At 42.8% G+C, this 22,811-nt stretch carries 26 protein-coding genes; 15 read left to right on the top strand and 11 right to left on the bottom strand.

Annotated features, from left to right (window positions below; translation table 11 throughout):
- Nucleotides 1–65: 65 nt before the first annotated feature.
- Nucleotides 66–1,607, bottom strand: coding sequence for an L-piperidine-6-carboxylate dehydrogenase (gene amaB, locus ACFQZS_RS17780; protein ID WP_377102326.1), 1,542 nt, complete (start codon nucleotides 1,605–1,607; stop codon nucleotides 66–68).
- A gap of 245 nt (nucleotides 1,608–1,852) precedes the next feature.
- Between amaB and ACFQZS_RS17775 the strand changes: the two genes are divergently transcribed.
- Both ACFQZS_RS17775 and ACFQZS_RS17770 read left to right on the top strand, forming a co-directional pair.
- Entirely contained in the window at nucleotides 1,853–3,256 is a 1,404-nt protein-coding gene (locus tag ACFQZS_RS17775; RefSeq protein WP_377102325.1) for a tetratricopeptide repeat protein, read from the top strand.
- A 95-nt stretch (nucleotides 3,257–3,351) separates the two neighbouring features.
- A complete protein-coding gene (locus ACFQZS_RS17770; protein WP_377102324.1) occupies nucleotides 3,352–4,107 on the top strand; it encodes a phosphosulfolactate synthase in 756 nt (251 codons plus the stop codon).
- 86 nt (nucleotides 4,108–4,193) lie between these two features.
- Here the strand turns inward: ACFQZS_RS17770 and ACFQZS_RS17765 are convergent, their stop codons facing one another.
- Nucleotides 4,194–4,619 (bottom strand): hypothetical protein, encoded by a 426-nt coding sequence (locus ACFQZS_RS17765; protein WP_377102323.1) that lies wholly within the window; start codon nucleotides 4,617–4,619, stop codon nucleotides 4,194–4,196.
- Nucleotides 4,620–4,787: 168 nt separating this feature from the next.
- Here ACFQZS_RS17765 and ACFQZS_RS17760 point away from each other — a divergent pair, with 168 nt between their 5' ends.
- Entirely contained in the window at nucleotides 4,788–6,056 is a 1,269-nt protein-coding gene (locus ACFQZS_RS17760) for a mandelate racemase/muconate lactonizing enzyme family protein (protein ID WP_377102322.1), read from the top strand.
- 68 nt (nucleotides 6,057–6,124) lie between these two features.
- A complete protein-coding gene (locus ACFQZS_RS17755) occupies nucleotides 6,125–6,805 on the top strand; it encodes a hypothetical protein (RefSeq protein WP_377102321.1) in 681 nt (226 codons plus the stop codon).
- 87 nt (nucleotides 6,806–6,892) lie between these two features.
- Here ACFQZS_RS17755 and ACFQZS_RS17750 read toward each other — a convergent pair whose 3' ends face one another.
- Nucleotides 6,893–8,068 carry a glycosyltransferase family 2 protein gene (locus ACFQZS_RS17750; RefSeq protein ID WP_377102320.1) on the bottom strand — a complete coding sequence of 392 codons (1,176 nt, stop codon included), beginning with the start codon at nucleotides 8,066–8,068 and terminating at the stop codon, nucleotides 6,893–6,895.
- A 149-nt stretch (nucleotides 8,069–8,217) separates the two neighbouring features.
- Here ACFQZS_RS17750 and ACFQZS_RS17745 point away from each other — a divergent pair, with 149 nt between their 5' ends.
- Entirely contained in the window at nucleotides 8,218–9,903 is a 1,686-nt protein-coding gene (locus ACFQZS_RS17745; protein WP_377102319.1) for a glutamine--tRNA ligase/YqeY domain fusion protein, read from the top strand.
- Between the two features lie 105 nt (nucleotides 9,904–10,008).
- Here the strand turns inward: ACFQZS_RS17745 and ACFQZS_RS17740 are convergent, their stop codons facing one another.
- From ACFQZS_RS17740 to ypfJ, 4 genes are all read right to left on the bottom strand, one after another.
- On the bottom strand, nucleotides 10,009–10,902 hold the full coding sequence (locus ACFQZS_RS17740) for an N-acetylmuramoyl-L-alanine amidase (protein WP_377102318.1): 894 nt from the start codon (nucleotides 10,900–10,902) through the stop codon (nucleotides 10,009–10,011).
- Complete coding sequence (dinD, locus tag ACFQZS_RS17735; protein WP_377102317.1) at nucleotides 10,899–11,741, bottom strand: DNA damage-inducible protein D; 843 nt, start codon at nucleotides 11,739–11,741, stop codon at nucleotides 10,899–10,901. The genes ACFQZS_RS17740 and dinD overlap by 4 nt, the downstream gene beginning before the upstream one ends.
- 56 nt (nucleotides 11,742–11,797) lie before the next feature.
- On the bottom strand, nucleotides 11,798–12,214 hold the full coding sequence (locus tag ACFQZS_RS17730) for a DUF4476 domain-containing protein (RefSeq protein WP_377102316.1): 417 nt from the start codon (nucleotides 12,212–12,214) through the stop codon (nucleotides 11,798–11,800).
- 121 nt (nucleotides 12,215–12,335) lie between these two features.
- Entirely contained in the window at nucleotides 12,336–13,184 is an 849-nt protein-coding gene (ypfJ, locus tag ACFQZS_RS17725) for a KPN_02809 family neutral zinc metallopeptidase (RefSeq protein ID WP_449288898.1), read from the bottom strand.
- A 189-nt stretch (nucleotides 13,185–13,373) separates the two neighbouring features.
- Between ypfJ and ACFQZS_RS17720 the strand changes: the two genes are divergently transcribed.
- From ACFQZS_RS17720 to ACFQZS_RS17685, 8 genes are all read left to right on the top strand, one after another.
- Nucleotides 13,374–13,907 (top strand): 30S ribosomal protein S16, encoded by a 534-nt coding sequence (locus ACFQZS_RS17720; protein WP_377102314.1) that lies wholly within the window; start codon nucleotides 13,374–13,376, stop codon nucleotides 13,905–13,907.
- 176 nt (nucleotides 13,908–14,083) lie between these two features.
- On the top strand, nucleotides 14,084–14,608 hold the full coding sequence (gene rimM / locus ACFQZS_RS17715; protein WP_377102313.1) for a ribosome maturation factor RimM: 525 nt from the start codon (nucleotides 14,084–14,086) through the stop codon (nucleotides 14,606–14,608).
- Between the two features lie 71 nt (nucleotides 14,609–14,679).
- Nucleotides 14,680–15,126, top strand: a complete 447-nt coding sequence (locus tag ACFQZS_RS17710; RefSeq protein WP_377102312.1) for a hypothetical protein — start codon at nucleotides 14,680–14,682, stop codon at nucleotides 15,124–15,126.
- A 5-nt stretch (nucleotides 15,127–15,131) separates the two neighbouring features.
- On the top strand, nucleotides 15,132–15,332 hold the full coding sequence (locus ACFQZS_RS17705; RefSeq protein ID WP_377102311.1) for a helix-turn-helix transcriptional regulator: 201 nt from the start codon (nucleotides 15,132–15,134) through the stop codon (nucleotides 15,330–15,332).
- 102 nt (nucleotides 15,333–15,434) lie between these two features.
- Nucleotides 15,435–16,112 carry a tRNA (guanosine(37)-N1)-methyltransferase TrmD gene (gene trmD, locus ACFQZS_RS17700; protein ID WP_377102310.1) on the top strand — a complete coding sequence of 226 codons (678 nt, stop codon included), beginning with the start codon at nucleotides 15,435–15,437 and terminating at the stop codon, nucleotides 16,110–16,112.
- 154 nt (nucleotides 16,113–16,266) lie between these two features.
- Complete coding sequence (gene rplS / locus ACFQZS_RS17695) at nucleotides 16,267–16,620, top strand: 50S ribosomal protein L19 (protein ID WP_377102309.1); 354 nt, start codon at nucleotides 16,267–16,269, stop codon at nucleotides 16,618–16,620.
- Nucleotides 16,621–16,905: 285 nt separating this feature from the next.
- The gene (locus ACFQZS_RS17690) at nucleotides 16,906–17,925 is read left to right on the top strand and encodes a ParM/StbA family protein (protein ID WP_377102308.1); all 1,020 of its coding nucleotides are present in this window, start codon (nucleotides 16,906–16,908) and stop codon (nucleotides 17,923–17,925) included.
- A gap of 1 nt (nucleotide 17,926) precedes the next feature.
- Nucleotides 17,927–18,556, top strand: a complete 630-nt coding sequence (locus tag ACFQZS_RS17685) for a bactofilin family protein (protein ID WP_377102307.1) — start codon at nucleotides 17,927–17,929, stop codon at nucleotides 18,554–18,556.
- A 6-nt stretch (nucleotides 18,557–18,562) separates the two neighbouring features.
- Here ACFQZS_RS17685 and ACFQZS_RS17680 read toward each other — a convergent pair whose 3' ends face one another.
- The 4 genes from ACFQZS_RS17680 to ACFQZS_RS17665 are packed head-to-tail and all read right to left on the bottom strand — an operon-like array spanning nucleotide 18,563 to nucleotide 21,194.
- Nucleotides 18,563–19,225: a phosphatidylserine decarboxylase family protein gene (locus tag ACFQZS_RS17680; RefSeq protein ID WP_377102306.1), complete on the bottom strand. Its 663-nt coding sequence runs from the start codon at nucleotides 19,223–19,225 to the stop codon at nucleotides 18,563–18,565.
- Between the two features lie 21 nt (nucleotides 19,226–19,246).
- Nucleotides 19,247–20,053: a phosphatidate cytidylyltransferase gene (locus ACFQZS_RS17675; protein ID WP_377102305.1), complete on the bottom strand. Its 807-nt coding sequence runs from the start codon at nucleotides 20,051–20,053 to the stop codon at nucleotides 19,247–19,249.
- Nucleotides 20,054–20,059: 6 nt separating this feature from the next.
- A complete protein-coding gene (locus ACFQZS_RS17670) occupies nucleotides 20,060–20,266 on the bottom strand; it encodes a hypothetical protein (RefSeq protein WP_377102304.1) in 207 nt (68 codons plus the stop codon).
- Nucleotides 20,267–20,273: 7 nt separating this feature from the next.
- Nucleotides 20,274–21,194 (bottom strand): CPBP family intramembrane glutamic endopeptidase, encoded by a 921-nt coding sequence (locus tag ACFQZS_RS17665; protein WP_377102303.1) that lies wholly within the window; start codon nucleotides 21,192–21,194, stop codon nucleotides 20,274–20,276.
- A 42-nt stretch (nucleotides 21,195–21,236) separates the two neighbouring features.
- On the opposite strand from ACFQZS_RS17665, the gene dusB reads away from it, so the two are divergent.
- Together dusB and apaG are read left to right on the top strand one after the other, a co-directional pair.
- Nucleotides 21,237–22,247 (top strand): tRNA dihydrouridine synthase DusB, encoded by a 1,011-nt coding sequence (dusB, locus tag ACFQZS_RS17660; RefSeq protein WP_377102302.1) that lies wholly within the window; start codon nucleotides 21,237–21,239, stop codon nucleotides 22,245–22,247.
- A 113-nt stretch (nucleotides 22,248–22,360) separates the two neighbouring features.
- The gene (apaG, locus tag ACFQZS_RS17655; RefSeq protein ID WP_377102301.1) at nucleotides 22,361–22,747 is read left to right on the top strand and encodes a Co2+/Mg2+ efflux protein ApaG; all 387 of its coding nucleotides are present in this window, start codon (nucleotides 22,361–22,363) and stop codon (nucleotides 22,745–22,747) included.
- The last annotated feature ends 64 nt before the right edge of the window (nucleotides 22,748–22,811 follow it).

The raw sequence follows: 22,811 nt of genomic DNA, 5'->3' as shown, positions 1-22,811 counted from the left end.
CCTTTGTTCCACCTGTTTCATTCTGTTCCGGAACACTTTTAATGCTTTTGCAACCTGTTACCCGCCTACAGATCAAACTTTATCCCTTGCGCCAGGGGTAAGCTTGTTGAGTAATTGATGGTATTGGTTTGCCGGCGCATATAAACCTTCCATGCATCCGAGCCCGACTCGCGGCCCCCGCCGGTGTCTTTTTCGCCGCCAAACGCTCCACCAATTTCCGCGCCTGACGTGCCGATGTTTACATTAGCAATACCACAATCTGAACCTGCTACCGATAAAAATGTTTCTGCCTCGCGCAGGTTGTTTGTCATTATTGCTGATGATAAGCCCTGCGGCACGCCGTTTTGCAAGCCAATAGCTTCCTCAATGGTTTTGTACTTTATCAGATACAAGATAGGTGCAAATGTTTCGTGCTGAACTATTTTATAATGGTTTTCCACCTCGGCTATACAAGGTTTTACATAACAGCCGGATGCGTAAGCGCCGCCTTCCAGTTTTCCGCCTTCAACTGCAAATCTCCCACCCTCGGTCTTGCATTCAGCTATTGATGCTAAGTAAGCAGCAACAGCGGCCTGGTCTATCAACGGCCCCATGTGGTTGTTTTCGTCCAGCGGGTCGCCTATGCGGATCTGCCCGTAGGCGTTAACCAGTTTTTGCTTAAAGGCATCGTAAACACTTTCATGAATAATAAGCCTGCGGGTACTGGTGCAACGTTGCCCGGCGGTGCCGACAGCGCCAAATACAGCGCCTATCAGCGCCATATCCAGGTCGGCGTTCTCTGTAATAATAATGGCATTGTTGCCGCCCAATTCTAATAAGCTGCGGCCCAGTCTGGCGCCCACTGTAGCGCCCACTGCTTTACCCATACGCGTTGAACCGGTTGCCGAGATCAACGGCAGGCGGGTATCATTGGCCATCAATTCACCTATAGCCCTATCGCCTATAACAAGGCATGATACCCCTTCTTCAACACCATTAGCTGCAAAAACCGCCTGTGCAATATGCTGGCAGGCAATGGCGGTTAATGGCGTTTTTTCTGATGGTTTCCAGATACAAACATCGCCGCATACCCAGGCCAGCATAGCGTTCCAGCTCCATACCGCCACAGGGAAGTTAAAAGCAGATATAATGCCCACTATACCCAATGGGTGATATTGCTCGTACATGCGATGCAGGGGGCGCTCAGAATGCATGGTAAGGCCATGTAGTTGCCTGCTCAGGCCAACGGCAAAATCGGCAATGTCTATCATCTCCTGCACCTCCCCCAATCCTTCCTGCAGGCTTTTACCCATTTCGTATGATACCAATGCCCCCAGATGCTGTTTGTTTTGGCGCAGCGCTTCACCTATTTGCCTTATGATCTCGCCCCGCTTGGGTGCGGGCACAGTTCGCCATGTTTTAAAGGCCACCTGAGCTTGCGCAACGGCTCTTTCATAGTCAGCAGGCGTAGCCATTTTTACCGAAGCAATGGCCTTTCCATCAACAGGCGATGTAACTGTTTTTACTTCGGCACCAGCGCTGCTGCCCCATTTACTCCCGGTGCTGAAAGCCTCATTAATAACATCTATATGTAAATGTTTCAGCGTGTCGCTAATATTGATGTGCATATTGTGTACTTTTGATCAAAGTTAAAAATCTTTTAAGGCAATTACAGTTTACCCACCCCATTGCCGCCGCAAATGCTTTCTGATTAATAATCAACTAATTGCAATTGCAGCTGTTAGCCAATGTTTGTATGTTGAAAACTTAATTGCTTCAATAGGGGTTTAACTTGTAATTTAAACTTAACTTAAAACCTGATGTCCAACCTAAAAACTGTATGTTAGGTAAAATGTTCTGCAAACACTATTGAATGGAAGAAGAATTTGAATTTGGCTTTACCGAAGATCCAAAATTCTCGGTGGAGCGGTACGAGGAGATGATTCGCAATCAGGACCAGTACTTTTTTGATGCCCAGGCGTTTGAGAACATTATCGATTACTATATCGAAAAGAACGACCCCGCCCGGGCGCTGCAGGTTGCAGAGTATGCAATTAGTCAGCACCCTTTTGCTGCAGTTTTCCTGATAAAGCAAGCCCAGCTGTTGGTGATAGCCAACAAGATTGACGATGCCTTTGCTTCGTTGGATAAGGCGGCTATGCTGGAAGCTTCCGATCCGGATATCTACCTTATCCGCGGGAACATATACGAAGGCATGGAGCGTTTTACAGAGGCTTTAGAGAGCTATGAAAAAGCGCTTGACCTGGCTGAGGAAACCGACGAGATACTGCTGCATATTGCTTATGTATATCAAAACATGGGCGATTATGAAACGGCCATAACCTACCTTAAGCTGTGCTTAAAACAAAACATGGAAAACCAGGACGCGCTGTACGAACTGGCTTTTTGCTATGATGTACTCGACAATCAGGAGGAAAGCGTGCAGTTTTATCAGCAATATATTGATAACGAACCCTACAGCTATGCAGCATGGTATAACTTAGGCAACGCTTTTACCAAATTGAGCTTGTTTGAAAAAGCTATTGATGCTTATGACTATGCTATATTGATAAAGGACAGCTTTGCATCAGCCTATTTTAACAAAGGCAACGCGCTGGTTAACCTGGAAAAATATGCAGAAGCCATTGAGGTTTACCGCCATACTTTTGAGTACGAGCAGCCCAATGCCGATACCTACTGCGCCATTGGCGAATGCTATGAAAAGCTGGAGCAGATGGACGATGCGCGGGTGTTCTATAAAAAATCAGTAAAAATGGATCCTAAGCTGGCCGATGCCTGGTTTGGGATTGGTGTAACCCTTGATTTTGAGGAACGCTATTTTGAGGCTTTGCATTTTTATAAAAAAGCCCTTGATCTGGACATTGCCAATGCCGACTATTGGTTTGCCATTGCAGATGCTGAGTATAAACTGGGCCACCTGACTGAAGCCGAAACTGCCTACGAAAAGGTGGTAGAGCTGAATCCTATTGATGTTGATGCCTGGCTGGATTACTCATCTATTTTGTATGAGCAAAGCCGGCTAACGGGTGCTATTGAAATAATGGCCGAGGCTATAAAAAACAACCCGGACGCTGCGGAATTATATTACCGCATGGTAGCTTATTTGTTTGCTAAAGGCGATTATAATGAGGCACTTAACTATTTGGAATTAGCGCTGGCAGCCGATCCGGAGAAGCATTATATATTATTTGATTACCTGCCCCAATTGCAGGAAAACAAAGTGATATTAGATATAATAAACCGTTATAGCAGGTAAACAAATTGCTATGCTAACATAAATTAAACTAAAACTTCTTTCGGGGTTTTAGTTTTTTTTATGACTTTTACCGCGTATAGTATTTACGTTGTTTTATGAATTACACCATCAATAATCTTCCGGATAGAGTGCAAAAGCCAAGGGATAGCGGAATTACCATGGTTATGGATAAGGGCCTTAGCCTGCGCGAGGTGGAGAATTTTATTGAGGTTGCCGGAGTTTACACGGATATGGTGAAGCTGGGCTGGGCCACATCATACGTAACGCCTAACCTTGACCAAAAACTTAAACTTTATAAAGAAGCGGGTATTCCGGTTTACTTTGGGGGTACCTTGTTTGAAGCCATGATAGTACGCGGTCAGTTTGATGATTACCGCCGCCTGCTTGACAAATATAACCTTGCTTACGCCGAAGTTTCTGATGGATCCATTGAAATAACACACCAGGAAAAGTGTCGCTATATTACTGAGTTGGCTAAACAGGTAACTGTTATATCAGAAGTTGGATCAAAGGATGTGCAGAAAATTTTTGCCCCCTATAAATGGATCCAGTTGATGAAGGCCGAAATAGAAGCCGGATCATGGAAGGTGATTGCCGAGGCCCGCGAAAGCGGAAACGTAGGCATTTACCGCGACTCGGGCGAAGTACGTCAGGGCCTAGTTGATGAGATACTAACCCAAATACCTGAGCAATCCATTATCTGGGAAGCTCCCCAAAAACCGCAGCAGGTTTGGTTTATAAAACTTGTTGGTGCCAATGTAAGTTTGGGTAACATCGCTCCTAATGATGTTATCCCGCTGGAGACACTGCGCTTAGGCATCAGAAGCGATACTTTTGATCATTTTTTGTAGGTCCGCCACCTTGAATTAATGTGTTATTGTAATCTGATTCCGGGTTTTACGTGGAGTGAGGTTCGCAGTTAAGATATTTCGAATATTCAGTCTTTTAGTTGGTTGTCCGTATTGTATATTTCATATGGCCATATACTGAGTGGAATGGCTAGTAAAAGGGGATATAAATATCGGGGCCCTGCCCACGCAGTAATTTTCCAAATACCCTGATGTTGGTAGTCAAGTTGTAGAATTATTATGGCGTACGTTGAAATAACCAGGAGCATTTCGGTAATGCTTAAAATGGTTTTTATAAATGTGGGCGATTTTTTTACTCGCGCTAACAACCAGGCTATGCTGAAAAGGTAAAGGCAAAACGGAATTGAACATACAGAAAATGTAATTAAATCCTGCCATATATCCAAAAAGCTATGATCGTTGTCTGCATACATTTCATAGCCATGTGTAAATACCGAGGCCAGAACAACAAAAGAGAGCCACGCTTTTAAGCTATATATCGCGATTGATTTCATTGTGTGGTTGTTTTTTAAATGTAACATATTTAGCTGTGCACCATCAAATAAGCTTTTATATAAATTACTACCGCAATCGTAATAGTTTTAACAATAAATAATATATTTGGCTACCAGGCCTGTCCATCAGGCCGCTAACCAATTGTAATTATTTATTGTCTATTCCAAATGAGAAGACGCAGCTTTATCCAAAAAATGGCCGTTGCAGGCGCAGCAGCAGTATTTATGCCTTATCTTGATCTGATGGCATCGCCAAACGTGCGCAAGGTTAAGATCACCAACGTTAAAACCCTTCGCACTAAAATTGGTTTCAGGCCAAGCCTTTTGGTGAAAATTGAAACCGATGCCGGTATTATTGGGATAGGTGAGTGCCATCACGACGAAAACAGTTTTGGTGCCAAAGACATCATCAACAGTGTTTTTAAACCCATATTGATGGGGCAGGACCCTTATGAGCTGGAACGCTTGCTGTTTAAAATGAGTACGCGTACTTCTTATTACGGGGGCAACCACGGTATACCGCAACATGCCATAACAGGTATTGAGATGGCGCTATGGGATATTCTGGGTAAACTGGCCGATCAGCCTGTTCATAATATATTAGGCGGCGGCGCGCACCGCAAACAGGTTCGCGCTTATTGCACTACTCGTCCCCGCGATCTGTTGAGCAAAGACTCTTGCGCGGAATATGCCGCGAAAATGAAGCAATGGAAATTAACCGCCGCTAAGGTAGATTATATCCGTGATCAGAACTGGGAACGGTTGGATAACCGTATGCTATCCAACAATGAGGTGGAGCGTAATGCGCGTGGCTTTCAAAACGTGCGCGATGCTGTAGGTCCTGATTTTGAAATTGTTGTTCATACCCATTGGGAAATGGACCTTGACAGCGCATTGCGTCTTGCCCACGCCGTTGCCCCTATGAAACCATGGTGGCTGGAAGACCCGCTGCCCTTCGCTTATAACGACCAATGGGTAAAGCTTACCCAGCAGTCGCCGGTGCCAATATTAACCGGAGAGAACCTGTATACCCGCGATGATTTCCGTCCGTTTATTGTAAACGGCGCGGTACATAAAATTGAGATAGATGTTTCTATGACAGGTGGTTTACTGGAAGCCAAGAAGATAGCCGATATGGCCGAAACCTATTTCATCCCAGTGGTAACACACAACGTAGCCGGACCAGTAGCTACAATTGCTTCTGCACATTGGGCGGCAACTGTGCGCGAGTTTGTTGGGCACGAAGCGTTTATGAACCAGGCGATTAACCAGGATGGAAAAAGCTGCAACGGCGATCCGGAAGTTTTGGGCTACGGAATCGACATGCTAAAAGACGGCTACCTGCAATTTAACGGAAAAGCCGGTTTGGGCATTACACTTAACGAAAAACTGGTAAAAGAGAAGTATATGGTGCCAGGTGAGACCTGGTGGGATTAAGCATAGAAACCCTCGCCAAACGGCGAGGGTTTTTTGTTACCTTTAAGTTGATCTTTCGGGCTTATCACATGAAGAAGTTTGGTTTACATTTGTCAGTATTGCTGCTTTTTAGTGGGTTTGCAAGCGCTCAAATAACATCCGGCGTAATAAGGGCCCTCACTTTGCCCCAAATGGTACACTCGCGTATAGGTTTCCACATGCAACTAAAGGCTGATCAGCCGGCTGCGGTAACATCCATTATTCAGGTGGGAAAACTCAATGACACAAGTTTTGTCGGCACAGTGATGTTATATGTAAAGGAGTTTGTTGAGCTGACAAAAGAAAGACCAATAGATAGGTTTTATTATTCTAAAGAAGATCTTACAAAACAAGAAGTAAGGGAAATTTTAAAATATGCACAGGCTAATAACATAACGGATATACCTACGGATTCTGTTATAAAGGGATGGAAACCTGTGCTTGATGGTACGGTTTATGAAATATCTACATTAGACAACGGAATTTACAGCGAAAAATCATACTGGTCGCCTGATGCGCAAGAAGGAGTAAAAGAAGCTAAATCAATTCAAAGATTCGTTGATAGTGCTTCAGCAGTTATAAAAACTAAACTAAGTAGATTTAATTCTAACATTTCTTTCGAGGCATGGAGCGATGGTTTCGTAATTGTCAGAAAGAAGTTGGGCGCTTTTAAAAAACATAAATACAAAAAAGAAAGAAACCTCTATCGTAAACAGGAAGGAATCAAATAGTCGATTAAAACGCTTGCTAAAGCGATGTTTTAAAATATGCGCAAATAGCTCACAGGGCTCACCCTGGCTGCTTAGAGCCTCCATCGTTTACAAACTAAAAATGGTTTCAAAGCTTTCAAAAAACACTAAACCCTCCTCTAAAAACTGCGAAATAGTTAACGCGATAACCGGCGCGCCTGCGCTGCGTTTTTTAACTACAGGCTTAACGCCCAGGTGGAGTTGGCGTTTTTTGAATATGGATTGCCCAAACACAGCATAAAATTGCTGGTAAGCCGAAACAATTTTGCCCGTTAGTATATAGGCTATTCTTCCGGTAAATCTGCCCGGCTCTGTTAAGCCAATTGATTTTTTATCGAAAGAAAAGGCAGGATTAATTCCTTTATAATACCCGGTGATGTTACGTAGCTTATAACCTAAAAAGTTATCTGCAATTGACGCCGGAATTTTAAAGCGACGGCACAATTGTTTAAACAGGTAAAAGTCGTTACGTAAAAAGCCTTGAAGCGTTTCGATCTTTAATGACTCATTGTTTAAAAAGCGGTATACAGAGGCTGTTTTGTTCAGTTTATAAACCTCAAAGTAGTGGGCAAACAGCGTTACAAAGCATTTATCGGCTGTCGGAAAAAAATCCGGATTAAACCCGCCTGTCAGGAAAAATTTTTCCCGGTTAATCATTACACCCGTAGGGGCGCCAATACGATCAGCCATTAACTGATCTATCTCGTAAACCCGTTGCAACTCTCCCGCGCCTTGATGGTTAGAAACATCAGGATGTTGGCCGCCATCATCAACCCAGTGGTGCCACTGCGGTTTTAAGAGCCCTGTTTCGGGGCGTTCAATTACAACGGTGAAGCAATCATGTAAGAACGACTCCAGCAGCAAGTCATCATCATGAAGCATAACTACCCATTTGCCGTTTGCCAATTCAAAGCAGCGGTTCCAGTTATTTATCTGGCCCAGGTTTTGGTGGTTTTTGTAATAGCTAATTCTTTTATCAGCAATGCTCCTCATTAATTGTTCAGTATCGCAATTTCTCTCGGGGTTATCGTCAACAACAACAACTTCAAAATCAGGGCAGTTTTGTTGATTTAAAGCACTTTCTATAGCCGCTTTTAATAATACTGCCCTTTTATAAGTGGGTATAACAATGCTTGCCAACGGAAAGACAGCAGGGTTGCTTTTAGAAATACGTACAGAGCCAACTTTATTAATGCGGGCAAAATTGTCAATTACTTTAAAAAAATCGTGCTTGCTGTCTGTCATAGGCAAATATTTGGTGGAAAATTACCAATTGAAATTTTTTTTCCCTTCAAAAAGTCATTAGAATTTCATTAGAGTTTTACCGAGACTATTTGGCAACAGGCCTTCCTTTCTGTTAAAAAACCCTACTTTTGCAGCATTGCAGAAATAATATGAGCGAAGAGAGATCATTAAACTTTTTAGAAGAGATAGTTGAAGAAGATATAAGCGCAGGTAAACATGGCGGCAGAGTGTTAACTCGTTTTCCGCCTGAGCCTAACGGATACCTGCATATTGGTCATGCCAAATCTATATGCCTTAACTTTGGCTTGGCAAAAAAATATAACGGAAAAACCAACCTGCGCTTTGACGATACCAACCCCGTTACCGAGGATACAGAGTATGTTGAAAGTATTAAGAACGATGTGCGTTGGCTTGGTTTTGAATGGGCCAATGAGTTATATGCATCAGATTATTTTGACCATCTGTATGATTTCGCGGTAGCGATGATTAAAAAAGGCCTGGCGTATGTTGACGACAGCACTGCCGAAGAAATTGCCGCGCAAAAAGGAACGCCAACCGAGCCGGGTACGCCTAACCAATACCGCAGCCGTACAGTTGAAGAAAACCTGCAGCTATTTGCCGAAATGAAAGATGGTAAATACCCCGATGGTGCAAAAGTATTGCGCGCCAAATTGGATTTGGCAGCACCTAACATGCACCTGCGCGATCCGTTGATGTACCGCATAAAACATGCACACCACCACCGCACAGGCGATAAATGGTGCATTTACCCGATGTATGATTTCGCACACGGACAATCAGACGCGATTGAAAATATTACGCACTCTATTTGTACACTTGAGTTTATACCGCACCGCGACCTGTATAACTGGTTTATTGAACAGTTGAATGTATTCCCGAGCAGGCAGTATGAGTTTGCCCGTTTGAACATGACGTATACCGTTATGAGCAAGCGTAAGCTAATGCAATTGGTGAATGATAATTATGTTGATGGCTGGGATGACCCGCGCATGTCAACCATTAGCGGTTTGCGCCGCAGGGGGTACACCGCGGCATCCATCCGCGAGTTTTGCGAACGTATTGGCGTAGCCAAACGCGAAAACATGATAGACTTTAGCCTGCTGGAGTTTTGCATCCGGGAGGACCTGAATAAAACTGCCTGGCGCCGTATGGCTGTGCTTGACCCTATTAAACTGGTAATAACCAATTATCCGGAAGGGCAGACAGAAGTTATGCATGGCGAGAACAATCCTGAAGTGGAAGGCGGAGACGGTGGTCGTGACATTCCGTTCAGTAATGAATTATGGATTGAAAGGGAAGATTTTATGGAGGAACCGCCTAAAAAGTTCTTCCGCCTGGGTGTTGGTTTGAGCGTGCGCCTTAAAAACGCCTACATAGTAACCTGCGAAAGCTATAAAAAGGATGCGGAAGGTAATGTTACAGAAATACATTGTACTTATCTGCCCAACTCAAAATCTGGCCATGATACCAGCGGTGTAAATGTAAAAGGAACCATCCACTGGGTGAGTGTACCGCACGCAAAAACCGCGGAAGTGCGTTTGTACGATCGCTTATTTAAAGTAGAAGATCCATCAAACGAGGAAGGCGATTTTAAAGACTATATCAACCCGGAAAGTTTAACCATTATCCCCAATGCCTATATAGAACCCGATCTGGCTACCGCCAAAGAAGGAAAAGGCTATCAGTTTATTCGTAAAGGATACTTTACTGTGGATAAACTGTCAACCCCGGATAAGCTGGTGTTTAACAGGACGGTAACGCTAAAGGACGGCTGGAAAGCCCAAGCCCCCCAACCCCCTAAAGGGGGCGCGTAAGTCCCGGTGTCGTAAAATATATAACAGCAAAGGCCGCTCGAAAAGCGGCCTTTGCTATTATATTATAATTGTAAACTACCGTCCCCCTTCAGGGGGTTAGGGGGCCTAATATTTCTTATACACGTTATACAACACATTCAGATCCAACTGGCTCATTATAGGGCTGCTGTCTTGCTGTACAAAATGGCGCTTGAATGCAATTATAGCAGCGTTAAGGTCTGATGTATCATAGCCTATTAACCGCAACGCTGTAGCATAGTCAAAATTAGGTGGTGCCGGTACTACAATGGTATCGCTCCACAATCCAAAACCTTTATTTGCCAGTGCTTTCCACGGAAACAACGGGCCCGGATCGGCTTTTCGCTTAGGTGCAAAGTCCTGGTGACCGATAAAGTTAGCTGTTGGTATATTGTATGCCTTTTTTAGCTGCGTCAACAAAAGCAACAGGCTGTTTATCTGCGCATCAGTAAAAGGCTCTGTCCCGGCGTTGTCTATTTCAATACCTATTGAAGAACTGTTCATGTCAGTAACGCTTCCCCATTTACCCAGCCCGGCATGGTTTGATCGCATATAATCATTCACCATATGAAATATTTTACCGTCTTTGCCAATAACATAATGCGCGCTTACCTCGGTGCGCAGCAGTGTAAAAGTGCGTAACGTTTGTTGTACAGAATCTTGAGCGGTGTAATGAAGAATAACAAAATTAGCTTTGCGGATACCAAAGTTTACGGATGCCACCCACTCAGAAGGAACGGCAATGGCTCCTGTACTATCATACAGCATAGCAGGGTTTTGCTGCTTAAGTATGCTTAGTAATGAGTCTGCTTTAGTTACGTAAAACTTGTCGGTAACGTCAAACTGTTTAGCAACCACCGGTACAGGTGGCGCGTCGGGCGGTTGCACAGCTTTGGGCGACTGTACAACTTTGGGCGAACAGGCATAGAAAAAGACGGACACAAATAAAAACGTAAAGTAGCGATGGTTTTGTCTCATCATTTTTTGCGGGTTTTTCCTGTCTTCACAATTTCCTTGCCATCATTCTCCAATCTCCGTTCCAACTTTTTAATGTCTTCGGCAGCAGGTAAAGCTTCTGGTTTTACACCTCGTTGCAGTAAAATATCGCGCACCGCTTTGTTGTTATCTATATGTTCCTTAGAAATAGATTGTTGGCCCAACAAGTCTTTATCAATAACATTGTGGCTTGTCAACTCATTAGCAAAGTCTTTCGCTTTTATAGTTAATGTTGGAAGGAAATCTGCTAAAGGCTTGGCGGACGAGACACCCAGCTTTTTCTTCATATCGCCGGTACTGAATCCACCAAACAAAGCTTGATCTCCTTTTGACCTGATTAGGGCAAAGCCGGTGTTATCAACACCACGCTCATATAAAATACCAGATAGTTTTTTTTCCGATTTAGATAGTTTTTCACGCGCGGTAATTCTCTCAACATCAATTAAACGTTGTTCAATTATTTCTTGTTTACGGGTTTGTACGGCAAAATACGTTTGGGCAAAAGCGATAGCTGGTTTTGCTGAATCGCCATTTTGTGCTATTAGATAGCATGCGTAACGGGTTAGGGCAATGTCATCAATTTCTCGCTGCGCTCCCTTTGCCAAAACTATCATTTTCTTGATATCACGAAAATGATCACTAACTACAGCATCGGAGTTTTCACAGGATTTTTTTGCTTTATTTAATGCGTTCAAAAAGTTTTCCCACCTTGAATAACCCAATATCTCTTGCAACTCGCGTGCGCTCCAACATTCAATATTGTTATAGATATAACAGGCTTGTTCAAACTTTCCAAATAACTCTAAAATGACTTCCTTTTTCACTTTGTTTTAAAAGAAGCAATATACTATATTAAAGGAAAAGTCACTACCAAACAATTCTACTTCCTATTCTTGTCGTAATATTCTTCCAGCCGCCATTTATAGCCCTCTTGTTGAAACAGATCCATTATTTTTAAAAAGGCTTTGTAGTTAGTAGTGTATGGAAATGCATATTGCGCGCATTCTATTTTAGCATCATCTGTTAAAAACTGGTTTAACAGTGTAATTAGCTGTTCAACTGTTATGCCTTTGTCTTTTACACCCTCCTTTAAAGCGGCTATTTTTTCAGCATCATTCTTTTTCTGACGCATGTTATTTAGAATAGCCGTGTGCTCTTCCTTGCTCATAGCTTCAGTAGGATGCTTGATCTTTTGTTGTTGAACCTTTTCCGCAAGAACAACCAGGGGTTTCGCTGCAAAGGCCGGCATAGTTGCACAAATTGCCAGGGCGGCAAAAGCGCTATATGATTTTATCATGTTATTTTAATTAAGGGTACGCAAAAATAGCTCGCACCATAGCATAATGCAAGCTGTTTTAGCTTAAGCGATAGATAAAACGTGAAAATGTTCTATAGATTAAAAAGCGGTAAAGTATTGGTTAATCTTCGGTTTCAAAAGTGTCACCTTTTCGCATATCGCCGGTATCAAAGCCTTTTTTAAACCAATACATGCGTTGCGCGCTACTGCCGTGCGTAAAGCTATCCGGGCTTACTCTGCCCTGGTATTGCTGTTGCAGGCGATCATCACCAATCTGGTTGGCAGCATTCAGCGCAGAGTCTATATCCGCCCGCTCAATAACAATGTTATTATGACGGTTAAGCGCCTGGTAATGCGCCCAAACACCGGCGTAAAAATCTGCCTGCAATTCAAGCTTAACCGAAAGTTTGTTGTATTCTGTTTCGCTTATTCTATTTCTTGCAGCATCCATTTTGGCGGATGTACCCATCAGGTTTTGCACATGGTGGCCAACTTCGTGCGCTATTACGTAAGCACTGGCGGCTTCGCCGGGTGCGCCAAATTTATTGCTCAACTCTTTAAAAAACGACAGGTCTAAATAAACCCTTCCGTTAGCCGGGCAATAAAACGGGCCTGTTGCGGCTGATGCGTAGCCACAACCTTCGGCGTTCACCTCGTCAGTAAAAACATGTAAAACGGGGTGTTGGTATTGCTCGCCCATGGCATTAAAAAGGCTATCCCAAACTATGGTGGTTCCTTCAAATATTACCCTGGCAAATTGCTTATCGCGGCTATCGCTGGCACCGGGTTGCGTTACAATCTGGTCTGAATTGCCAGATTGATTTAAGATCTGGCCGGGGTCAATCCCGGTGAACATATAAATAGCGGCACCTATTAAACCGAGTATACCGCCGCCAAATAACATTCCGCGACCGCCGCCGCCGCTGCTTTCTTCGTAATCGCTGCTTTGCTTACCGCCAAACCATTTCATATTTATTGTTTTGCTAATGATAACAGGAAGCGTATTCAAATGTTTCTGAAAATGAGCACCACCTAACGCATTCAGCATCAAATAAAATAAGCTGAACGTTAATTATAATATAAAATAAATTTTCTTACCTTTGCGTCCCCGCTGAAAGAAACTCCGGGGGAATGTTGGACACATAAAAAAGAATAAGAAATGGCAACTAAGATCAGATTGCAAAGACACGGTAAAAAAGGAAAACCGTTTTACTACATTGTAGTGGCAGACGCACGCGCACCTCGCGACGGTCGTTTTATTGAGCGTATAGGTTCATATAACCCAAATACTAACCCAGCTACTATTGACATTAATTTTGAAAAAACCCTTAGCTGGGTAAACAATGGTGCACAGCCAACTGATACTTGTCGTGCTATTTTGTCTTACAAAGGTGTTTTATACAAAAAACACTTAGAGGGCGGCGTTAAAAAAGGTGCTTTAACTCAGGAACAAGCTGACGAGAAATTTGCGGCATGGACCGATCAGAAAGACGGAAAGATAACCGGTAAAAAATCAGACTTAAGTTCTGCAAAAGAGGAAGCACGTAAAGCTGCTTTAGCTGCTGAGGCTAAGCGTAATGCTGATAAAGCTGCTGCTATTGCTGCTAAAAACACTCCGGTTGCCGAAGAAGTTGAAGAAGAAGCTCCGGTTGCTGAAGAAGCTGCACCAGAAGCTGAAGAAAGCGCAGAATAATTATTTGAATAGTATACAATGCAATGGCGAAGCATCCGAAAGGTTCTTCGCCATTGTTGTTTAAAAAAAAAGCGAGTGTCATTGCGAGGCACGAAGCAATCGCGAAATTGCATGGCGGCTTTTCTCCGTGCGATTGCTTCGTCCCTCGCAATGACATAAATTGTCAAAATAGTTTTATGAAGATAGAAGATCACTTCCGAATAGGTAGCGTGCTTAAAACCAAGGGCCTTAAAGGCGAAATGCAACTGTATGTTGATTTTGACGGGCTGGATGCTATTAACTTTAATGCTTTGTTTATTGAAGTTGGTGGTAAGCTGGCACCTTACTTTGTAGAGTCTATAAAATACAATCAAAAAAACTCGGCCTACCTGTACCTGGAGGATGTGGATACAATTGAAAAGGCGTCCATTTTAGTAAAGAAGGATATCTATTTGCCCAATAAGCTTAAGCCCAAAAAACGAAAAAGTGATTTTACCTTAAAAGATCTGATAGATTTTACCGCCGTTGACGAAAACGAAGGCGAACTGGGTGTTATAACTGCTATACACGAATATCCGCAGCAACTAATAGCTACAGTTACCTACAAAGGCTGCGAAGTGCTTTTCCCGTTAAATGAAGAGATAATTAAAGGGATAGATGTTGTTAAGGAGATCGTGATGGTAGATCTACCCGATGGTTTGCTGGAAATTTATCTAGATTAAGAAATTATTTGTCAAATATACTTGATATTTGTAAAGTTTGTTTTACATTTGGTAAATCAAACTTTACAAATATGAAATCACGTTTCTTATTTCCTTATCCCTGGCGCAAGTGGGGCGTTGCGCTTTTTATAATCGGACTTACCCTTTCCGCAGTACACATCGTTTTTGATGAATATTTCTCTGGTTTGCATCATGGCCAGATGCTGGCCGGCAAAGCAGATCTGCGCGAACTGGTGACCGACATTATTTTGCTGACACTGATCTGCGGCCTGTTGCTGATTGCATTTACCAAAGAAAAGGTAGAGGACGAGCACATCGCTCAGTTGCGACTCGATTCCCTGCAATGGTCCATCTATTTTAACTACATAGGTTTAATTATTTGTATTGTTTGTATAACTAACTGGCATATGTTTGTGGGTATTGCAGCACACTTTATATTTACACCCCTCCTGTTTTTTATAATACGTTTCAGGTGGGTGGTTTATCAATCCAATCGTTTACTACATTCTGAGGAGTAGGTTTCATGAAAAATTCACTGCGCGTTGAACGCGCTATAAAAAACATAACCCAGGGCGAACTGGCCGATCTGATAGGTGTATCCCGCCAAACCATCAATACCATAGAGAGTAATAAATATGTACCGTCTACCGTGCTGGCCTTAAAAATTGCCAAAGTGTTTAATAAACCGGTAGAAGAAATTTTTATGCTTGATGATGAAGATTAAACCCCCTAACCCCCTAAAGGAGGAATGGTCGTTTAGCAACGCGCTTCTAAACTCCCCCTTTAGGGGGTTGGGGGGCTAACGGATTTGCTTATCTTTGCTGCCATGCGTTTTGATATCATATCTGTATTGCCGGGTTTATTGGAAAGTCCTTTTGCTCATTCTATTTTGCTGCGTGCGCAGAAAAAGGGCATCAGCGAGATCCATGTACATAACCTGCGCGATTACGCTACCAACAAGCAAAAAAGTGTAGATGACTACCCCTATGGCGGCGGCAGTGGCATGGTAATGGGCATTGCTCCCTTTGCTGCCTGCATAGAGAAGTTAAAAAGCGAACGCGATTACGACGAAGTGATCTTTATGTCGCCTGATGGCGAAACGCTTAACCAGGCTATCGCCAATCAACTTTCTATCAAAAAAAACTTTATCATTCTTTGCGGGCATTATAAAGGCATTGATCAGCGTATCCGCGATATTTATGTTACCCGCGAGATATCGATTGGAGATTATGTACTATCAGGCGGTGAGCTGCCCGCTGCCGTTTTGGTTGACGCTGTTGTAAGGCTGATACCCGGCGTGTTAAACGACGAAACCTCGGCGCTTTCTGATTCATTTCAGGATAGTTTGCTGGATGCCCCTGTTTATACCCGCCCGGCAGACTGGAACGGCCATAAGGTGCCCGATGTGCTTTTAAGCGGCCATGAGGCGGAGATTAATAAATGGCGATTTGAGCAAGCTGTGGAGCGCACAAAACAGCGCCGGCCAGATCTGTTAGGAGATTAATGTTAGCCCTGATAATGATAGAAAACGCAAGCCATTTGTTAACAAAAAACAAATTGTGGAAATTTTTAAAATCGTTTTTTAATTCTCAAAAATAATCCCTATACTTGCAATCCGATTTTTAGGGGCTAAAAATCGCTTTTAAGAGCTTAAAATCATGGATTTAATAAAATTTGTAGAAGAGCAAACAGTAGTAGTTAACACTCTTCCATCTTTCAAAGCAGGTGATACTGTTAGCGTACATTATAAAATCAGAGAAGGTAACAAAGAACGTATCCAGGTTTACCAGGGCGTTGTTATCCAACGTAACAGCACAGGCGTTTCTGAAACTTTTACCGTGCGTAAAGTTTCAAACGGTATAGGTGTTGAGCGTATATTCCCTGCCAACTCTCCTAATATTGATAAAGTTGAGGTTAACAGCTATGGTAAAGTACGTCGCGCTAAATTGTTCTACCTGCGCGAGCTTACCGGCAAAGCAGCCCGTATCAAAGCAAAACGCGTAGCAAAGTAATTTTACTTTAAAAAAGTATATAAAGCCTTTCTGATCTATTCAGAAAGGCTTTTTTTATGCTCCAATATTCGGTTTCCTTAAAGTTTAAATAATTCTCAAAAGTTGTAAAACTAAAGCTATAGTAAAATATTTTCGCCTTTCTTAAAGTGAAATTTGCTTAATATATAATTAATTTTTTTTTATACAGGGGAGCAGCAATTGCGTTATATTGTACAAAAAATCAGTTAGTTACCTCAATTAATTTTAATACTAACCTTTAAACCCACAATAGGGAGACATACTATTATGCTACAATCACAGTCATTTTCAAGTCTTATTGAAGTAAACAATGCTTCATTAAATAACACCGCGCCCGATCTGCTGAATGGCTTGCGCGTGTTCCACAACAATCAATGGTACGTTTGCGGCAACCTTGCACTTAACGAAGGTAATGCACCACATAAGCTCATCAACTCATCGCCTGCCGATATGGATTATCAGTTATTGATAAAGGCCGCCATGCTGCAGGTTGCAGAAAAAGTGGAGCAGCCGGTATCTATTACTACCGGTTTCCCTTACGCTACCTATCGCATATATAAAGAAGCGGCCGTTGATTATATCAGAAAGACACACATAATTGAATATGATTCATCAACCTTCGGCGGATCAGGCAAAAAAACGGTTATGCTTGAAGTAAAGAATGTTGATGTTATCCCGGAAATTGTAGGCTGCTCAATAGCTTTACGTAAAGGCGAGCTTAAGGCAACCGGAAACTTTTTTATTTTAAGCTGTGGTTTTGGCACTTTCGAATCGGTTTTAAGTACAGATACAGGTGTTGTTGAACAATCAATGGTTAGTACACATGGCTTGCGCTATGCTATTAATTACATGATAAACGAGCTGTCAAAAAGCCATTACCTGGAGTTTAGAACCGCGCATACCTTAGATGAAGCTTTCCAACGCGGCTATATATTTCTTGACAGAAAGAACATCGACTTGAGAGAAATGCGTAAAAATGCGCTCAAGGCATATTATAACGAGGTTATTTCTCCGGCCCTGGCATCTGTAATCAATGATAAAAACCTATCTAAAGCCAACAAGGTATACTTGTGTGGCGGCGGTATGTACTACCAGGATCTGGTTGATTGCTTTAAAAACGAGTTTGGCGACATTGTACAAATGGAGATCGTTAATGATCCTGCTTCGTTGGCAAGTAAAGGTTATACACTTAACTCGCAACGTATATCAGGTGGGCTTACCAATGCTTCTGTAGGCATAGATATTGGCAATTCAACAACCGTAGTAACCAACTTTGAGGCTAACTAATATGCTGGGATTTTTTAAAAAAGAGGTTCCCCCGCCTATAGTAAGCAATATTGAAAACATATTAAGAGACGGCTCCGACCTGCTATCAAATGATAAGATCATTTTAACAGATAAGCTATCGGGAAACCTTTTTTGCAGTGGCGAGGTTTTGGTGTCAGACAGCGGTGTGCTTTCGGGCAATATAATTGCCGGCGTATGCATTATTGATGGTACTATCAATGGCCATATTTCATCAACAGAAAAACTGGAGTTGAAAAGTACAGCGGTAATTAACGGCAATATCTGTACACCTGTATTAGATATTGAAGAAGGTGCCGTTATAAATGGCGTTATAACCGTAAAGCAGGAAAATATTTCAACAAAGGTTGATCTGTTTAACAAACTGAACAGACATTCAGCCGCAGATCTACTGTCGCCGCAAATTAAACCTGTAGTGGCCGATGCAGAACCTACCCGCACGGTGGCAGAGCGCAAAGCCGAAATTAAGCCGGCATCAGGTACACTAAGAGCTGCAGAAAAACGCGAAGCAGCTGTTGCGGAGAAGCCAAAAACTGTTCAGAAAGAACTAGCCGCGGCTACACCGCAACCCAAAGTTGTTGAAGATACCGAAGTGAATAATCGGTGGTGGTAATGTAATTTAGGCGGGCAATTCGGCAAGTACGGTTGTTCCGCCTTTAACTACTTCACCAATTGCTACGTTTACCTTTGATCCCAAAGGCAAAAATACATCCACACGCGATCCAAATTTAATAAAGCCGAATTGGTCGCCCTGCTCAACTTTATCGCCCTCTTTTACATACCATACAATGCGGCGGGCAAGCGCCCCTGCAATTTGCCTGAATAATACCTGCTGGCCCAGTTTATTTTCGGTAACCACAGTGGTGCGTTCGTTCTCGGTTGATGATTTCGGATGCCAGGCAACTAAATATTTGCCCGGGTGATATTTAAAATATTTTACTACGCCGCTTATAGGGTTACGGTTAACATGCACATTAACCGGCGACATAAATACCGATACCTGTATGCGTTTGTCTTTTAAAAACTCCGGTTCGTCTGTTTCTTCAATTACTACCACTTTGCCATCAGCAGGGCAAAGCACCGCTTTTTCATTTTGGGTGATCAACAGCTTAGGGCTGCGGAAAAACTGAACTATAGTAACAAATAACAGGAACGAAAAGATATATATTATCCACCTGAACACAGTTGCCTGCGGGAAATAAAATTGTACGGCGGCATTCAAAACAAATATGAAAAGTATGCAAAGTGCCAGTGAGGTGTATCCTTCTTTATGAAAAGTCATAGAAATAAATTTTTTGCAAAATTAAGCATTTGTAACAAAGTAAAGGTATGCATATACAATTGGTGCTGCCATAAATAATCCGTCAAACCTGTCAAGCAGCCCACCATGGCCCGGGAGTATCCCGCCCGAGTCTTTTACATTCAGGCTGCGCTTCAGCATAGATTCTATCAGATCGCCAATGGTGCCAAATATGCTTATCAGCACGGCCATCCATATTAAGTGTTGCAGGGCCACCTCGGCATAAAAATTATTAAGTATAACTGCAACCCCAATTGTAATTATCATGCCACCAATAAAGCCCTCCCATGTTTTTTTAGGCGAGTGCCGCTCAAATAATTTGGTGCGGCCAAATTTGCTGCCCACGAGGTAAGCACCGGTATCATTACCCCACAACATCAGCAAAAAAGCTAAGGGTAAATGCGGATTAAAAACCCTGTCAAGATAGCCCAGGGCATGGAAAAAAGTAAACGGAACAATGGTAAACAGTAGCCCGAAATAGGTATAGGCTATATTGGTGAAAGGAGCATCGTTGTTTCTAAACAATTCTGCTATAGCAACTGCGCTTAAGGTAACGGGCAACAACAGCATAAGCTTATTGGCATCATCATAATAGGCTGTAAGTGCAAATATCAAATAAATAAAAGCGCCATTAATTAAGGCTGCCGGTAAATTGGGTTTTATTGCGCTGTCTTTTAATAAGCCGTAGAACTCCCATAGGCAAAAACCCGCCAGCAAAAAGTAAAATACATCAAAAACATACCGCCCGGTTAATACCGAAGCAAGCATTACTATTACAAAGAAAAAGCCGGTAATGGCACGGGTTTTCATAAAATTTTAAAGTTGGTTAAGCACCATTAGCTCAATGGCACTGCTGAAATTTTCCTGGTGAATATAAACCTCTATATTGCCAAAGCTGTTGTGGGAGGAGGCTTGTCTGTTAAGTAAAACGGCATCGATCTCGTGCGCGCAAAGCACCTGTTTCACAATTTCCGACTTATAAAAATCAGAGGAGGTAAAAATTTTTATCCAGTTTTTCTCCATTTTGCGCTTACGGGGCTGTTTTTGGTTTTTTTGCTACGTTATTATACAGGAACAGCAAAAATAATACAATTATAAAGCTAAACACATAAGCCGGATATTTAAAAATCTGCGTACTGTTTGGGTCAATTTTTACCAATTTATGCTGATAAAGGTAAACCGCTATAACAGCGCTACCGTTATTTATAAAGTGCGCCCAAATAGCCGGCCATATGCTGCCGCTCCAGGCGGTAAAATATCCGAACAATACACCTAAAAACAAGCGCGGCAAAAAGCCAAAAAACTCCATGTGGAAAGCGCTGAACAATATGCCGGTTATCCAAACAGCTGCATGCACATTGCCCGTCCACTTAACAAATATGGTTTGCACGCAGCCTCTGAACATTAGTTCTTCAACAATAGCGGTAAAAAGCCCTACGGCTATCACATTGGCTATTGCCCCGAAAACGGTATCCATTTTTAACAGTAGCGTTATCAGTTTTTCGGCTTTATCTTCGCTGTCGCGCATCCATTTTTGTACGCCACTCAAATACTCGGGGAAAACCATATGCTGGTTAATACGGCTTAAAAGCTCTATCAGGGGTGATGATATCATCATCACACAAAAAACAATGGCAAATAGTGTCCAGGGGATGTTAGATGACGGCTTTAAATACTCCTGCGGTTGCTTTACAACGAACCGGGCAAATACCAACGGAACGAAAAGCAGGGGTAGGGTGGTGCCCAGTATTTGCAGTATCCATAACGCGTTTGCGGTACCGGGTGCTGCCAGGTTAAGCTGCGCGATATTTAACACCATATCAAGCCCATAAAAGGCCATTACTAACCCGGCCCCAATTAAATTACCTACAAGCAAAACACCAATAGTGATAGCCACCAGAATGAGGAACTGCAGCGATGGCGAGAGGTGCTTAGCGGGGTGGGATGTCATTTAATTCAAATTTCGTATTTTTGCAACGGGTTAAAGATAAGCATGTCTGTACAAATTGGAAATATTGATTTAGGGGAGTTCCCGTTGTTGCTGGCGCCGATGGAGGATGTGAGCGATCCGCCGTTCCGTTATGTGTGCAAACAGCATGGGGCTGATATGATGTATACAGAGTTCATCTCGTCAGAAGGGTTGATACGGGATGCCGCCAAAAGCCTTAAAAAGCTGGATATTTTTGAGTATGAACGCCCCATTGGCATCCAGATCTTCGGCAGTGATATTGAGCACATGCGCGAAGCGTCTGAGATATCAACCAAAGCTAACCCCGATCTGATTGACATTAACTATGGCTGCCCGGTTAAAAACGTGGCTTGCCGTGGCGCGGGCGCAAGTTTGCTGCAGGATATTGATAAAATGGTAGCCATGACCAAGGCCGTTGTTGAGGGTACACACTTGCCGGTTACCGTTAAAACGCGTTTGGGTTGGGATGATAATACCAAAAACGTAGAGGAAGTGGCCATGCGCCTGCAGGATGTAGGTATAAAGGCGCTTACTATACATGGACGTACCCGCTCACAAATGTACAAGGGACAGGCAGACTGGTCGCTTATTAGTAAGATCAAAAAAAATCCGCTTATACAGATCCCCATTTTTGGCAACGGCGATATTGATTCGCCCGAAAAAGCTGCAGCGTGGCGGTTAGAATATGGTGTAGATGGGATGATGATAGGCCGGGCCGCTATTGGCTACCCCTGGATCTTCCGCGAGATAAAGCATTACTTTGCTACAGGTGAACACCTGGAAAAGCCAACATTTGCGGAGCGCATTGAAGCCTGCCGCACCCACCTTGTAAAATCAATTGAATGGAAGGGGCCAAAAACCGGCGTGTTTGAAATGCGCAGGCATTACTCCAACTATTTTAAGGGGATAGAAAATTTTAAAGAATACCGCGCCAAACTGGTTACTGCCGGTACTTTTGACGAACTTGACGACATTCTTAACGAGCTTGAACGCAACCCCCGCTTCGCTTCGCCGGCACCTGTAATGGAAGTTTGACAATTCCATTTGTTTTTTTAATGTTAAAAAATATATATTGCTGAAAATTATACCATTAGGATGGCCTGATTTTTGAACACCAGGTATATATTTGAATTAATTGATATTGCTTTATGGTTACTTTTACAACAGACGGGGTTAAGGTTTCGGTAGAAACCATTTACCAGCCGGAGTATTCCAATCCGGCTAATGACCATTTTATGTTTGCTTACCGGGTAAATATTGAAAATACCGGAAGTTATGCAGTGCGCCTGTTAAGCCGCCATTGGTATATTTTTGATTCGAACGGTGCTAAGCGCGAAGTAGAGGGTGAAGGCGTAGTAGGCATGCAACCCATAATTGAACCGGGCAGTTCGCACGAGTACGTATCAGGCTGTAACCTTAAAACAGATATGGGCAACATGAAGGGCCAGTACCGTATGATGCGTTTGCTGGATAATACCTTTTTTGATGTGCAGATACCGGAGTTTTATCTGATTGCTCCGTACAGGATGAATTAATAGACATTATTTAATATAAAAAGGAGCGATGGTTTAAATCATCGCTCCTTTTTTGTTAGTAAGA

It is taken from the genome of Mucilaginibacter calamicampi (assembly GCF_042676765.1).
Classification (GTDB): Bacteria; Bacteroidota; Bacteroidia; order Sphingobacteriales; family Sphingobacteriaceae; genus Mucilaginibacter; species Mucilaginibacter calamicampi.
This window is presented reverse-complemented; position numbering and strand designations above follow the sequence as displayed.